This window comes from Thalassospira sp. HF15 (assembly GCF_011806525.1).
Lineage (GTDB): Bacteria > Pseudomonadota > Alphaproteobacteria > Rhodospirillales > Thalassospiraceae > Thalassospira.
On record NZ_JAAVKI010000003.1, the window covers coordinates 17,623 to 32,728 of the forward strand.

The window sequence follows — 15,106 nt, forward strand, 5'->3', positions numbered from 1 at the left end:
TTCAGAACGCCGATTTCACGAATTTGGTTTAACACTGCCGAAGGATTATCATCAGCCGAGGCAACCGATGGAGTACTCGCGATTGCAAGGCCCACGAACAAGGTCGCAAGAAAATTGCGAAAGTTTAATTTCAGCCCTGATAGTTTCATGTTATTTATCCTCTTGATCATAGAGTGTGCCTAACGGCACAGGAATCCGAGAGAGAGTGGCTCCTCTTTCTCGAACAAGATGGTCGCAGTCGAGGTTATGAAGGCTTTGCCTTCGACCTCGACTACCATCTCCTCCTTCTGTCCGGCATTGCTGCCGCCAGAATACCTTGCGGTGAATTCAACACCGAAGAGGTTGTGTGCGTGATACGCATCGTTTTTATTAAGCTTTCCTTGACTCACCAACTGCATGTAGCGTGCTGATGTCCCCGTCCCACACGGGGAGCGGTCAAATTTGTTACGTTCCAGAACCAGAAAGTGCGTACTGCTCGCCGGACTATCCTCACGATAGAACAGCACACTTGGTGCTGGCCGCCCCTCATATTGCGGACGACCACTGATCACTTTTTTAATTTCAGCTTTCAGACGCGCGCCAACAGCCAGAAGATCCGAAACATTGTTCGGATCAAGATCAAGCCCCATTGAACTGGCATCAACAAGGGCGTACCACATTCCGCCATATATAAGGTCGGCCTTGACGTCGCCATACTCACCAAAGGGAATGGACAGCCCCTCATCGCCCCAAAAACAAGGGACATTCCTTAGACGCACCGATAAAAGCTCGCCATCATCGCCCCAAGCCAAATAGGCAGTAACAATCCCCGCTGGCGTTTCAAGCGTAAAACTGTCCCCGTGTTCAGGGGTCAACTGTCCCGTGAAGGCCAGGGTCTTGGCATAGCCGATCGTTCCATGCCCGCACATATCAAGGTACACATAAGATGAGATAAAGAAGGCGCCAAAGTCTGCGACTTTCGACGGCACCGGAACCAAACCGACCATGGCCGCATGACCACGCGGCTCCTGTAACAAGCCCCCGCGTAATTCATCATGATGTGCGCGGAAATAGTCGCGCTGTTCACGAACAGTCTCACCTTCCAGGCGTGGAACACCAGAAAGCACAACCCGGGTCGGGTGCCCGGCAGTATGACTATCGATGACGTTAAAAGCACTCGCAATCACAGTCATGAAGCAGCATCCTCGAAAGACTCACGAACGGTGTCACGTGTCGTCTTCCAAATTTTACTGATAATCTCTCTCGTCAATTGCTTCGCAGCAACGCCATCACCTTCAATGATCGCATCATAAATCCTACGCGTGTCATCAAGAGTAAGATCCAGAATACCCTGCCTTTGTGAGTAGGCATGGAAGCGATAGCGTAAGGCCTGCTTGTCCAAACTCTCCAGCAACCTGATCAATGTCTTATTGTCAGCCGTGCGGTAGGTCAGCATCGACCCCTCGACATCTGTCAGAAAGAATGCGTGGGCATCGCCATCTTTTTGTGCCTGTTCAAGACGCTTGAACAGGTCATTAAACTTTGCCTTTTCCTCTGGCGCATCAGCCAGTGCCGCTTGCTCAGCGGCAAGCCCCTCCAGCTCAATACGGCACAAAGAAAGCTCGTCAAAGTCTCGCACCGACAGCGGCGACACCCAAATGCCTTTACGTGGCTCTCGTACAATAAGCCCGTCCTGCGCCAACATACGAATGGCCTCCCTGACAGGAGAACGGCTTACCCCGTGCCTCTCAACCAATTCCTCTTCGGTCAGCCGCTGCATCGGGCGCAACCGACCAAAAATAATATCGGCCTCAAGAAGGCTCGCGAGATTGTCCGAAATGGACGCTGATAAATTTTGATTTTGCACTAGCATGATGTGCACAGTGTACTGTATACAATCGACATGTCAATCGTTTGAATTTGAGAAGTGCAAAATGAGGCAAACAAGCACGCCCCTCTTTGCAAACTCTGCCCTCAAACGACAAAACCGGGGGAAAGCCTCGGTGCACGCCACCAAAATCTACGGAGACTTTAATGTTTACTGAAAAGCTAGAACTACTGATTGACGGAGTGTGGTGCCAAGGAAGTAGCGGTGAAACCACCGAACTTCGCAATCCGGCAAATGACGAGGTTCTTGGTAACTTGCCAAAAGCAACAATCGCCGATCTGGACCGCGCCTTGGACGCGTCAGAAAGGGGATTTGCAGTATGGAAAGAAATGACCGCCATGCAGCGCTGGGCCATTATGGACAAGGCCGCAGCCCTTATTGAAGAGCGCAAAGACGATATCGCACGCACCTTGACACTTGAAAACGGCAAAGCTCTTGCCGAAGCAACCGGTGAAGTCCAGTTTGCAGCTGATGCGACTCGCTGGTACGCAGAAGAAGGCAAACGCGCCTATGGCCGCATCATCCCAGCACGCATGCCCGGCGTCCGTCAAATGGTATATAAAGAACCCGTCGGCCCCGTCGCCGCATTTGCGGCCTGGAACTTCCCCAGCAGTAACGTCATCCGTAAAATTGCCGGCGCCCTTGGTGCTGGCTGCTCGGTTATCCTCAAACCGTCTGACGAGACTCCGGGAACTGCAATTGCGATTGGTCGCTGCTTCCAGGACGCAGGTGTACCTGCTGGCGTAATCGGCATTGTCTTTGGCGATGCTTCGGAAATCTCCCAGCACCTGATCGCATCCCCCATCCCGCGCAAAGTATCCCTGACCGGGTCCACCCCGGTTGGCAAACTGCTTCAGCGTCAATCTGCCGAGGGCCTTAAGCGTTGCACGATGGAACTGGGCGGCCATGCACCGGTTATCGTTTATGATGATGCCGACCTTGAAAAGGCACTCGACGCACTCGTAACCTTCAAGTTCCGCAATGGCGGTCAGGTCTGCACTTCTCCGACTCGTTTCTACGTGCAGAAAGGCATTTATCAGGCTTTCGTTGATGGCTTCGTCGAACGAACCAAGAAGCTTAAAGTCGGCAATGGGTTGGAAGAAGGCATTCAGATGGGCCCAATGATTGCTCCGCGTCGCCTTGATGTGATGGATGAATTTGTCGAAGACGCCCAAGCCAAGGGCGCCAAGGTGCTTGTTGGCGGCAGCCGCATGGACCAGTCGGGATACTTCTATGCTCCGACAGTTCTTGCTGATGTTCCCGATGATGCGATGATTATGAATGAAGAGCCGTTTGGCCCCCTTGCACCTATCACAAGCTTCACAGATTTCGAAGATGTGATTTCCCGGGCAAACAGCCTCGAATTCGGTCTCGCTTCATTCGTCTTCACCAAAGACCTTACCAAGGCGTCGAAGACCGAAAGCGCACTGAATGCTGGACTGGTTGGCGTCAATCATCTGATGGTTTCAACTCCGGAAACCCCGTTTGGCGGTGTAAACGCATCAGGATACGGATCGGAAAGCGGAATCGAGGGCCTCGATGCCTTCCTGCGCACCAAATTCGTTACCGAAGCACAAGTCGAATAACCAACCCGTCTTACTGTCCTGACTACAAAGGCACTCTGACATACCAGAGTGCCTTTTTTCTTTTACGGAAGCACACGCCATATCCCGAAATTATGACAATTCTGGATGGCAAGTAATTCTTACTGATTTTGAGCGGAAAGATGGGGAGCGATGGAGCAGTGATTACATTCTGCAAAAACTGCTCCACTGTCACGTTACGCAAAAGGTGGCAATAGGTTCAATGAATTCAGCCACTTAATATTTCCGATTGTCTGACAAGATGACATTGTGAAACTTCTCACTGAAACCTGCCGGTAATGCGGAAATTAACGCATTGCATTTGGCAACCAAGTTACCATCTGCGGAAACACCGTGATGATCAAAATCAACACAATAAGCAGAAGGAAATAGGGCAAGGTTGCGCGCGCGATAAACAGGATATTCCTGCGTGTAAGGCTTTGCAGAACAAACAGGTTAAATCCAACCGGTGGTGTAATTTGGGCAGCTTCGATCAGGATAATCAGAAAGATTCCAAACCAGACAAGATTAATGCCCGCACTTTCCACAAGCGGCAACACAACAGAAGACGTTAGGACAATGATCGAAATCCCTTCCAGGAAGCAGCCCATCACCAAAACCAGCGCCCCCAGAACCGCAAGCAGTGCATAAGGTGAAAGGTCCAGACCGGCAACCCACTCGGCAAGGGCCCCTGGAAGGTTGATATAGGCAATGGCGATCGAAAGGCAGGATGCCGCTGCAATGATCATCGCGATCATGCACGATGTCTGCATCGCAGCCATAATACCACTTTTGATATTTCCCCAATCAAGGGTGCGATAGAATAATGACAGCGCCAAAGCACCAATCACCCCAACCGCAGCCGCTTCGGTCGGTGTTGCAACACCGCCGTAAATCGAACCGATAACCATCAGGATCAGACCGATGGATGGCACTAGACTGACCAGTGCCTTGAGTTTTACCACAAGGCTGCTTGCCGGATCTGGCTTGGGCATATCGTTACTGAAAATGACGGAACGCAGTACCACGTACCCCATATAAAGGCATACGAGCGTGAGTCCGGGCACAACACCAGCCATAAACAACTGGGCGATGGATTGCTCCGCGGTTACACCATAGACGATCATCACGATCGACGGTGGAATCAGAAGCCCCATGGTACCAGATCCCGCAAGCGTACCAATCGTATCCTTGATGGGATAATTACGCTTCTCAAGCTCGGGAACACTTAGACGGCCGATTGTTGCACAGGTCACAGCAGACGATCCGGTAATGGCTGCCATCACCGCACAGCCTAGCACGTTAACATGAAGCAAGCCGCCCGGAAGGCGTCCAACCCACGGTGCAAGACCACGAAACATGTCACGCGACATATTTGACCGAAAAAGAATTTCCCCCATCCAGACGAACAACGGCAGAGAAGCAAGTTCCCATCCCCAACTGCTATCCCACAATGTAGATGCAATCAAAGATCCGGTTGGGGCCGGCGTAAACAACGCCATCATTGCTATGCCTGAAACTAACAGGGTAACTGAGACCCACAGGCCCGAAGCAAGAAAGCCGAAAACGAGTGCGGCAAGCGTCAAAGAGGCAACAAATGTATCCATGATCCATCAATCCTCAGGCGTTTCGTCAGAGCTTAGGGTCGAGTCATAAGACGGTCTTCTGCCACAAAGGATCAAAATCAGTTCGTCAAGAATTGCGATGGCGAAAATGACAACACCACTGCTTACCATAAGCTGTGGAATCCAGAACGGTACCGCCAGTAATCCCGGGCTAATGTCATGGTATTCATAAGACATCCCGACAAGATCGATCAGATAACAACTGAGGAACAGAACGGCCGATCCGGCAACGAGACAATTGAAAACTTCAATAATGCGACGCGGCCTTCCCTTCAATCGGTCAAACGTCAATGTGATCCTGACATGGCCGCCCGATTTAAAGGTATGCGCCAGACCAAGGAATGTTGCTGTAGCCATGAAGAAGCCTGCCAATTCGGTGGCATCAAACGTAACACCAGCAAATCGACAGGCCAGTTGCACAAGAATACTTCCCGCGATTGCCGCAATAGCCAACGCAGCAGCAGCGCCCGAGATTTTATAGACAGTGTCAAGCACATGACGAAGCATCTTGAATTCCTTGGTCTGGATTTAGACGTTAGTCCTGAGACTTGCGATAGGCTTCGTAAACAGCAAGTTCTTCGTCAGTGGCATTCTGCTGCCACTCGCTGATCAGCTCGTCTCCAACTTTGGAAATGGCCTCCAAAATGTCTTCGGGTGCTTTGGCAAGTTTCATGCCGTGATCGGCAAGCATCTGAGCACGTTCTTCACCGGCCTGCTGAGCCATCTCCCAACCGCGTTTCGTTGCTTTCTCGCCTTCTTCCAAAACAATCTTCTGAACGTCTTCAGGAAGCTGACGAAACGCACGCTGGTTGACAATAATCGCGTTTTTCTGATGCAACGTTCCGGTATAGGTGAACACATCAAGGAAGTCCCAGACTTGGACATCCGTACCGGTCTGAGCAGATGTCCAAAGGGAGTCAATCATGTTTGTCGCAAATGCCTGTGGCACTTCGGCAAATGGAAGAATGATTGCTTCTGCGCCCAATCCGGCACCAAGACGCTGGGTCTGTTGCGAATAGATGCGTAGTTTCAACCCTTTGACGTCATCAAGCGATTTGAGCTCATTTTGGGTATAAAAACCCTGTCCTGGCCAAGCGACATAGGTCAGAACCTGCATACCGTTCTTGCCAAACAATTTCGCAAAGTAAGGTTTTTGGGCTTCCATCAATTCCCAGGCTTCGTCGAAATTGTTTGCCACGCCTGGGATATTATCCAGGTTATAGATTTCCGCCTCATTGCCATACGAACTCAATCGTACTTCGCCGATCTGCACCTGTCCGGACTGCACTGCGCGTTTGGTGGAATCAAGTTTGATCAGACTACCGTTGGAACGCAGGTCAATTTTTAGTTCACCGTTGGTCCGTTCTTCAACGGAATCGATAAACTGGCGGATATTCTGGGTAAAGAAACTGCTCTCCGGGTACCCAGATGCCATAATCCAGTTGGTTTCTGCTACAGCAGGAACGGACGTTCCTAATCCAAGAAGCGTCAAGCCGATAGCCATAAAGGCATTTTTGCGAAGCATCGATATCTCCTCATGTTAGCAGCACATTCGATGTTCAGGGGTCGTTAAGGCAATTCTTTCCAAAAGGGATCTTTGTATTATGTACCTTTTTTGTGCTGCAAGGGTTCCCTGATAGCCACACCTGACATGGCTTCGACTGAGAGTACTCGCTGCACTCACACTGCAAAAAACAAGAAACCGAACGCCTTTGTTAAGAATTTATTGTCCTAAAATTGCCCATACGACCAAAATGAACGTCACTGCGTGAGCGCGCAAAACAACGGTTCTTACCGCATTGCGTCCGACGGATTTAAACGCGCAAATCCACCGGTTAACTGTTGCGGCAATAAAAAAAATGAAAACAAGGATTTCAAGGTGTAGATTTAAAGCACTAACGGCCCCGTCAATTCACAGCTTCTACTTGTTTCTAGACTTTTGAAGTTGTGTGACTTCTGTTGACCAACTTTAAGGTGCAGCAGCACTCTCTCTCTAACCATTTAGGAAAGACGGCTTAACGAGAAGATTTTCGTTTTCCAGCAACGCGGCACACTGAGAAAACAAAAAAATCCGGAAACCCAGGCTAAACGCGAGCATTTTTAGCGTTTTGAAAATGACGTATACACATCAGCCATCTGTCGACCAGTTTTCAGAGACAATCCACTGGCAAAAATTCGAAATGATCCCGACGCGCTTATGTGCACGCGGAACGATCAGATAAAATCCCGGGATATCTTCGGATTCCATATTGGACAAAGCGTCCAAGCCGAATGGTGCGACCAAACGACCTTCTGTAAGATCTTCCATGGCATCAAGCTTGGAAATCAGGCCAACCCCCATCCCCGAAATTGCAGCACGACGCATAGTAGCAGCATCCTGAAATTCAATCTCGCCAGCAAGCTCATGTGAAGTCATTCCCAGATGGCGCAAGACACTGTCCCACAGCGTTCTGGCAAGAACCGGATGAAGTAACGTGTGTCTCGCAAGATCTTCAGGGGTCTTGATCACATCGGCCAAACGTGGCGCACAACAGATGATTTTTGGGTCCTGCACTAGAAGTGTGGTGTCATATTCCTTCCAATTGCCAAACCCCCACTCGATGGAGACATCGACCTCATCGGCCGCGAAGTCACGCATCTTGACCATGGTAGTCAGGCGGATATCTGCGCCGGGCATCTGATCACGAAAACGTTCCAACCGCTCCATCAAGTAACGGGTGGCGAAATACGGACTAACATTGATATTGATACGATTACGATAAGTCGAGTTGGTAATACGACGCACGCCTTCGGTGAATTCGTCAAAACCAGCTTCAATAAAATGGGAAAGGACAACAGCCTGTTCTGTGGGTTCAATCACACGCCCTTTGCGTTCGAACAATTGAACATGAAGAATGTCTTCAAGCAATTTGATCTGCTGGCTGACCGCCTGCGGTGTGACAAGCAGTTCATCAGCAGCACTTCGGAAACTCCCTTGGCGCATTACAGCCCAGAAAACGCGCAACGCGTTTAGCGGCGGCAATCGTACACTTTGCCCCGTCATATCAGACTCTCCACACAGGAATTTTGTTTGGTGTTCATATTGCCTAACCTCGAAAAGGCCCCCCAAGTCCCGCTGGAGCTTCTCACATCTTTCACACTGCTACTTTCCCAACGAAGGTACGACTTTCAAACACTTGCTCGTAACCAACTTCGGAAATAATCAACAATCGTATACCCACATAGGTTATCTGCTCAGATACACCAAGGTCATTGCATATGTGCTTCGCAACACCAACCTGAGACACCGCTCGCCAACAAAAAGTTAGAGATTTTTGGGCAATCTCCAACATTACGGATACCACCAGTCATGCTTACGTCGGAATGGTCACCGCACCAGTAAAAAAGATCATTTCAAGTAGCATGTTTATTCTGGAACTATCCTATTTGACTTCGAGCTTGGAGACAGCATCGTCGATACGTTTGATCGCTTCTTCCAATACCAGGTCAGACGTCGCGGTTGAAATTCGGAAGAAAGGCGACAAACCATACGCCGAGCCCGGAACCGATGCAACATAGCCTTCTTTAAGAAGATAATTGGTAACTTCAAGGTCATCAGACAGCACTGCACCGCCTGGGGTTTTAGCACCGATCAGACCTTCACAAGAAATAAAGGCGTAGAATGCACCTTCTGGTGCCTCAATATGGAGACCGTTGATTTTGTTGATGCCCTTAACAACAAGGTCGCGGCGACGTTCAAACGCCTTGCGGAATGTCGCGACGCCATCTTGCGGACCATCAAGTGCCGCAATCGCGGCGGATTGCGCGATTGAGCAGACCGACGTTATCGACTGACTCTGCACGGTTGCCATGGCCTTGATCAGAGTCTGCGGACCTGCTGCATAACCAACACGCCAGCCGGTCATGGCATAGGCCTTGGACACACCGTTCACGATCAAAGCCCGGTCTTTCAGGTTCGGGCACCCCTTTGCGAAGGAAATGAATTCGCGATCATCAAACAAAATGTGCTCGTAGATTTCATCTGACAATACCAATACATTGGGATGGCGCTCCAAAACTTCGCCAAGCGCGCGGAGCTCCGCAGCAGAATAGACAGCACCTGACGGGTTGCCCGGCATATTAAGGAACAACCACTTGGTTTTGGGGGTTATGACCTCTTCAAGGATTTCAGGGGTCAGTCGGAAACCGGTTTCGCTCGGGCATTGCGGAACAACGGGCGTGCCCCCCAATAGCTTTACCATTTCAGGGTATGACACGAAATACGGAGCAGGAAGGATCGCCTCATCGCCATCTTCAAGCGTTGCCATTAATGCGTTGAAAATGATCTGCTTGGCTCCATTGGAGACAATGACTTCGTCGATACTGTAATCAAGACCGTTTTCACGGCTGAACTTGCGACAGATCGATTCACGAAGTTCCGGCATACCAAGAGCTGCTGTATAAAGCGTATTGCCATCAAGTGCAGCCTTGTGTGCTGCATCGATCACGTGTTTCGGGGTCGGGAAATCCGGCTCACCAAGACCGAGATCGATAACATCGATACCTGATGCCCTAAGCGACTTGGCGGCCTGCGAAACAGCCATGGAGGCCGACGGTTTTACAACCGACAAACGGCTTGCAAGATAACTCATTTCTGTTCCCCGGTGATGTAACCTTTTTTAATATCCGCTTCGCGGTCGCTTAATGGACGATCTTTAGGGTTGCCAAATCCACCGCCACCTGGGAGCTCCAAAATCAGCTTCCGACCAGCCGGCACGTGCTGCCAGCCTTTCGGGCGCAATTTGGTACCATCATCAAGTTTGACAACGCCCGGTGCCCCCGGCTCGCCCCCATCACGGCCACGTGCCGGGGTCGAAATACGGTCAAACATGGCCGAAAAATCAAACTCATGACCTTCGGCCGGTGCGATTTCAATAATTTGGCCCAGGCCCCCGCGGTACTGACCATCACCGCCTGAATCCGGACGCAGCTCCTTACGCCAAACGACAATCGGGCCAGTGTGCTCGGTTGCCTCGATCGGCATGGTATGGACACCGGATGGGAATGCAGTTGCTGACAGGCCATCAAGGGTCGGGCGGGCGCCCATACCCCCGGAATTGAACATCAGAACTTCTGAATGGCGACCTTCGCGACCTTCCTGCGGACGGACGGAGATATGAATATTCCAAAGCGCTGCTGCGCCTTCTGCCTGAATTTTGCCTGGCATTGCTTTTGCCATGCCACCAAGCACAAGGTCAGGAACCATATGACCAATCACATGACGCAGGGATACCGGTGCCGGTCGTTGTGCATTCAGGATGTTGGTCGGCGAACTGACGGTAAAAGCAGCAAGCGACGCAGAGTTGTTCGGAATATCTGGTGCGACGACGCATTTTACGGCGTAGCACGCATAAGCCTTGGTGTAGATCATGGGCACGTTGATGCCCCATTTGCTCATGCCCGACGAACCAGCAAAATCGACGTTAATAACGTCATCGGAAATCGTGATCTTGCTTGCAAGCAGGATCTGGTCGTCATAGCCGTCGGTGATCATTTCATTTGACCACTCGCCTTTAGGCAGAGATGCAATACGTTCCATCATCGCCGCGTGGGTACGCGAGAAGATAAACTCCCCCAACGTGTCCAGATTATCAAGCCCGATTTCATCAAGCATCTCAACAAGGCGCTTGTGGCCGACATCGTTACATGCTGCCAGCGAATAGAAGTCGCCAATCACCTGATTTGGCTCACGAACATTGAGACGCAGGATCTTGAGAAGGTCCATGTTCACATTGCCGCGTTCGGCAAATTTCATAATCGGGATCTGGATACCTTCTTCGTACACAGATTTTCCATCTGCGCCAAAGCCACGACCGCCAACATCGACCACGTGGGCTGTACACGCAAAGAAGCCGATCAACTCCCCATTTTTGAAAGACGGCGAGACCATCGTTATGTCGTGCAGGTGACCCGTTCCTTTCCATGGATCGTTGGTGACATAGGTGTCACCTTCAAACATGTTTTCTCGCGGAATTTCTGCAATAAACTGAAGAACTGCTTCAGCCATGGTGTTGACGTGACCGGGCGTACCAGTCACTGCCTGTGCCAACATCTTACCTTTGGGGTCAAAGACACCCGCCGAAAGGTCCCCTGCCTCACGAACCGATGTCGAGAAGGCCGTGCGCAGTAAAGTCAGTGCCTGTTCCTCAACAACCGAAATCAGGCGGTTCCACATGACCTGCATACGTATTTCGTTGATGTTGCTCATGCTGCAAGTCCTTTCCGCACAAGAAGAATGGTACCGTCATGCTGAATGACGGCATTGAATGGCGAGGTCACAACTGTTGACGTTTCTTGTTCGACAATGACGGCAGGGCCGGCGACGCTATCACCAGGTTTAAGGTCCGAGCGCTCGACGATTGCGGTGTCGCAGAATTCACCACTGACCGGATCAAACACATTGCGTGATTCCGTGGCCGGAACCTCGGTGCCGACAGAAACGAGAGAAACGGTTTCGGGTTCAACCTGAACTTCCTGGGCTTTCACAGACCAAGTCACGAATTCAATCTCGGGACCTTCGACAGCCCGCCCAAAGAACTCCGCGTATTTTTCACAGAATGCATCAGCGATCATGGCCGCATCGTCGGCGGTGAAGTCACGATCCGGCAACGATACCGGGATCTCCCAGCCCTGACCGACATATCGCATGAACGCAGTGACTTCGCGGTCAACCGGCCCAGAGGTACCCGCCCGGGTAAATCCTTCGGCAGTAGTCTTGAGTTCGCCAAGCATCGCATTGAGCGCAGATGCGTCAAATTTCGATAGACGCATGATCTGCGACGACAGTGCTTCGTAGCCAAACGGCGCCTTCAGGAAACCAATTGCCGATCCAACACCGGCACCATTAGGGATCAAGCAGCTATCGACATTCAACTTTTCACAAAGTCGAGCAGCGTGAAGTGGTGCTGCGCCACCGAAAGCAATCATGGTGTTGTCGGAGATGTTCTTGCCATTCTCGACCGCATGCACACGGGCCGCATTAGCCATGTTTTCATCAACAACTTCACTGATGCCAAACGCAGCACCATCGGCCGTTAGCCCCAGTTTAGAACCAACCTCTGTAACAATCGCCTCCGATGCACTATCGGTCGAAAGTTTGATTTTGCCGCCGGCAAAGTTGTCCGGATCCAGTTTGCCCAATACAAGATCAGCATCGGTAATCGCTGGGCGCTCGCCACCGCGCTGATAACACGCAGGACCGGGTTCGGAGCCTGCCGATTCAGGACCGGCCTGGATACGCCCCATCGCATCCACCCACGCAAGCGATCCGCCTCCGGCACCGATTTCAATCATCTCAATAACCGGAATAGAGATCGGCATCCCCGACCCTTTGCAGAATCGATAAGTTCTGGCGACCTCAAAGGTTCGTGCCGTATGGGGTACAAAGTCTTCAATCAAACAGATTTTGGCTGTTGTGCCGCCCATATCGTATGAAACAACATGGTTGATATCGAAACGCCGCGCGATATCCGCTGCAAATATCGCCCCGCCTGCAGGCCCGGATTCAACCAGTCGAACCGGGAATTCCGCTGCGGTTTCCACAGAAACCAGACCGCCACCGGAATGGATCATGAAGACCGAACATTTGGCCCCCATTTCCTTGAGACGATCTTGCAGACGGATCAGGTAATCCTGCATCTGCGGGCGCACATAGGCATTTGCACAGACTGTGTTGAAACGTTCGAATTCGCGCATCTGCGGGGAGACTTCAGACGAAATTGAAATCGGCACAGATACTTTACGTTCAAGAATTTCCCGTGCCTGACGTTCATGCGCAGGATTCATGTAAGAATGTATAAAGCCGATCGCCACTGCCCCAAAATCGCCTTCTACGATTTTGTCAGCAATTTTTTCGAGGCGGGCGATATCAAGCGGAGCGAGTTCTTTGCCCTCAGCACTGATTCGACCTGTTACAGTGAAACGGTCCTCACGCGGAATAAGCGGGGTCGGCAGAACCAAATCAAGGTCATACTGCTCGAAGCGGTTTTCCGTCCGCATTTCGATTACGTCACGAAAACCTTCGGTCGTGATAAGGGCTGTCTTTGCGCCACGACGTTCGATTAGCGCGTTGGTCGCAAGCGTCGTCCCGTGAATGATCAGATCAATATCTGATATCGAGATCCCCGCATCGGCGGTCACGATTTCGATCCCGTCGAGAATTGCCTGTTCTGGCGCGGTGTAGTTGGTCAGCACTTTTGTTGAAAAGAGTGCACCTCTGACATCCAGTGCGATATCGGTAAAAGTCCCGCCGATATCTGCTCCTAAACGAATTTCCTGACTGTTGCTCATGCTTTTTCCTTTGCAGCGAGTGCTGACTGACGCATCTGGGTCAATGTTTGCCTTGGCGTAAGCGCCTCCGGCGAAATGTTAAGATCAAGAAGGGCACCGGTTTTTGACGCTTTTGCACGTTCAAAGGCGGCGGCAAAATCGTCGGTCGTTTCAACGCGCTCTGCGTGATAACCATACGACTGTGCCAGTTTGACAAAGTCCGGATTTTCCATCGTCGTGCCAGAAACGCGGGCCGGATAGTGGCGCTCCTGATGGGCACGAATGGTGCCGTAAACACCGTTGTTCAACAGAAGAATGATCGGCTGAGCACCGGCCTGCATTGCTGTACCGAGTTCCTGGCAGTTCATCTGAAAATCGCCATCACCGGCGAAACAGACGACCGTACGATCAGGGAAAGCAACTTTGGCAGAAACAGCAGCCGGGACGCCATACCCCATTGCACCTGACTGCGGTGCAAGAAGGCGTGCCTTGGTTCCGAATTTAAAGAACTTGTTCGGCCATACGGTAAAGTTGCCCGCACCATTGGTCAGAATGACGTCATCGGGCAACACATCACGCAGGTATGCCGTGACTTTACCCATGTCGACTGGCGAGGGCAGGTCTGGTAGCTCGAAGCTTGCTTCAAATGCAGCCCGCGCATTTTCGCGCCATTCTGCCCACCCACCGGAAACGGGTGAAAGTTCTTTAGCAAAGGCGTTCGGGCCTGAATGAATGCCAAGGAATGGCTGATAAATCTTGCCGATTTCCAGATCTGAGCCATGAACGTGAATGAGCTTCTGGGTCGGGACCGGGACGGAAAGCAGGGTATAGCCATCCGTGGTGTTTTCCCCAAAGCGCACATTCAGCGCCAAAATCACATCCGCATCTGTCAGCAAATTCCGCACGTGCGGAGGCATTCCAACGCCTGCTTCGCCACAGAACACATTCGAAAAGTTGTCGAACTGGTCCTGATAACGGAAAGCTGAAATGACCGGAATATCGGACTCCTCGGCGAATGCCTGCAGCGTCTTGGCACCAGCTTCCTGCCAGTTACATCCCCCAATCAAAATCAACGGGCGCTTGGCCGACGACAGAATGTCACGTGCCTTGGCAACGGCTGCTGAAGTCGGGGCTGCCTCGGAAATTTCTGCAGCATGGGTCAATGCAGCCTTGTCGGTCAGCGACGTCAGCATGTCTTCGGGAAGGGCGATAACAACCGGCCCCGGGCGCCCCGTTATCGCAACAGTCCATGCGCGGGCCAGGATTTCAGGGATGCGTTCGACATCATCGATTTCAACCGCCCATTTGGCGACAGTCCCGAAAGCAGCCTTATAGTCGACTTCCTGAAACGCTTCGCGACCCTTCATGTCGGTTCCGACCTGGCCAACGAACAGGATCATCGGTGCACTGTCCTGCATGGCAGTATGAACACCGATGGATGCGTTGGTTGCACCCGGTCCACGCGTGACAAAACAGATACCAGGGCTCCCCGTCAGCTTGCCATAGGCCGCCGCCATAAAAGCAGCACCGCCTTCGTTGCGACAAAGGACATAGTCAAGTTTGCCAACTGTATCGTGTAGCGCATCAAGAACCGCCAGGTAGCTTTCGCCTGGCACACCAAAGCTCTTTACTGCGCCAAGAGCCATCAGGCTTTCGACCAAAAGCTGTCCGCCATTACGTTCCATTATTCAATCCTGTAAACTCGAATGTTATGTCCGATATTC

The 15,106-nt window shown here is 51.5% G+C and carries 11 protein-coding genes; 1 reads left to right on the top strand and 10 read right to left on the bottom strand.

The genetic code is table 11. The annotated features are described in order from the left end of the window. Positions 1-179 precede the first annotated feature (179 nt). Together HED22_RS06680 and HED22_RS06685 are read right to left on the bottom strand one after the other, a co-directional pair. A complete protein-coding gene (locus tag HED22_RS06680; RefSeq protein WP_167720452.1) occupies positions 180-1,172 on the bottom strand; it encodes a proline racemase family protein in 993 nt (330 codons plus the stop codon). Beyond that, positions 1,169-1,852 carry a GntR family transcriptional regulator gene (locus HED22_RS06685; RefSeq protein ID WP_167720454.1) on the bottom strand — a complete coding sequence of 228 codons (684 nt, stop codon included), beginning with the start codon at positions 1,850-1,852 and terminating at the stop codon, positions 1,169-1,171. Before HED22_RS06685 ends, HED22_RS06680 begins: the two co-directional genes overlap by 4 nt. Positions 1,853-2,013: 161 nt before the next feature. On the opposite strand from HED22_RS06685, the gene HED22_RS06690 reads away from it, so the two are divergent. Next, entirely contained in the window at positions 2,014-3,453 is a 1,440-nt protein-coding gene (locus tag HED22_RS06690; RefSeq protein WP_167720456.1) for an NAD-dependent succinate-semialdehyde dehydrogenase, read from the top strand. Between the two features lie 305 nt (positions 3,454-3,758). On the opposite strand, the gene HED22_RS06695 is transcribed toward HED22_RS06690, so the two are convergent. The 8 genes from HED22_RS06695 to HED22_RS06730 form a co-directional block, all read right to left on the bottom strand. Further along, the gene (locus HED22_RS06695) at positions 3,759-5,057 is read right to left on the bottom strand and encodes a TRAP transporter large permease (RefSeq protein ID WP_167720458.1); all 1,299 of its coding nucleotides are present in this window, start codon (positions 5,055-5,057) and stop codon (positions 3,759-3,761) included. A gap of 6 nt (positions 5,058-5,063) precedes the next feature. After that, entirely contained in the window at positions 5,064-5,570 is a 507-nt protein-coding gene (locus HED22_RS06700; RefSeq protein ID WP_167720460.1) for a TRAP transporter small permease, read from the bottom strand. Positions 5,571-5,610: 40 nt separating this feature from the next. Next, on the bottom strand, positions 5,611-6,600 hold the full coding sequence (locus tag HED22_RS06705) for a TRAP transporter substrate-binding protein (RefSeq protein WP_167720462.1): 990 nt from the start codon (positions 6,598-6,600) through the stop codon (positions 5,611-5,613). Positions 6,601-7,203: 603 nt separating this feature from the next. Next, positions 7,204-8,118: a LysR substrate-binding domain-containing protein gene (locus HED22_RS06710; RefSeq protein WP_167720465.1), complete on the bottom strand. Its 915-nt coding sequence runs from the start codon at positions 8,116-8,118 to the stop codon at positions 7,204-7,206. A gap of 379 nt (positions 8,119-8,497) precedes the next feature. After that, complete coding sequence (locus tag HED22_RS06715) at positions 8,498-9,706, bottom strand: pyridoxal phosphate-dependent aminotransferase (RefSeq protein WP_167720467.1); 1,209 nt, start codon at positions 9,704-9,706, stop codon at positions 8,498-8,500. After that, the gene (locus HED22_RS06720) at positions 9,703-11,322 is read right to left on the bottom strand and encodes a hydantoinase B/oxoprolinase family protein (RefSeq protein WP_167720469.1); all 1,620 of its coding nucleotides are present in this window, start codon (positions 11,320-11,322) and stop codon (positions 9,703-9,705) included. Before HED22_RS06720 ends, HED22_RS06715 begins: the two co-directional genes overlap by 4 nt. Continuing rightward, positions 11,319-13,403 carry a hydantoinase/oxoprolinase family protein gene (locus HED22_RS06725; RefSeq protein WP_167720471.1) on the bottom strand — a complete coding sequence of 695 codons (2,085 nt, stop codon included), beginning with the start codon at positions 13,401-13,403 and terminating at the stop codon, positions 11,319-11,321. The genes HED22_RS06720 and HED22_RS06725 overlap by 4 nt, the downstream gene beginning before the upstream one ends. Beyond that, the gene (locus HED22_RS06730; protein WP_167720473.1) at positions 13,400-15,067 is read right to left on the bottom strand and encodes a thiamine pyrophosphate-binding protein; all 1,668 of its coding nucleotides are present in this window, start codon (positions 15,065-15,067) and stop codon (positions 13,400-13,402) included. The genes HED22_RS06725 and HED22_RS06730 overlap by 4 nt, the downstream gene beginning before the upstream one ends. Between the last annotated feature and the right edge of the window lie 39 nt (positions 15,068-15,106).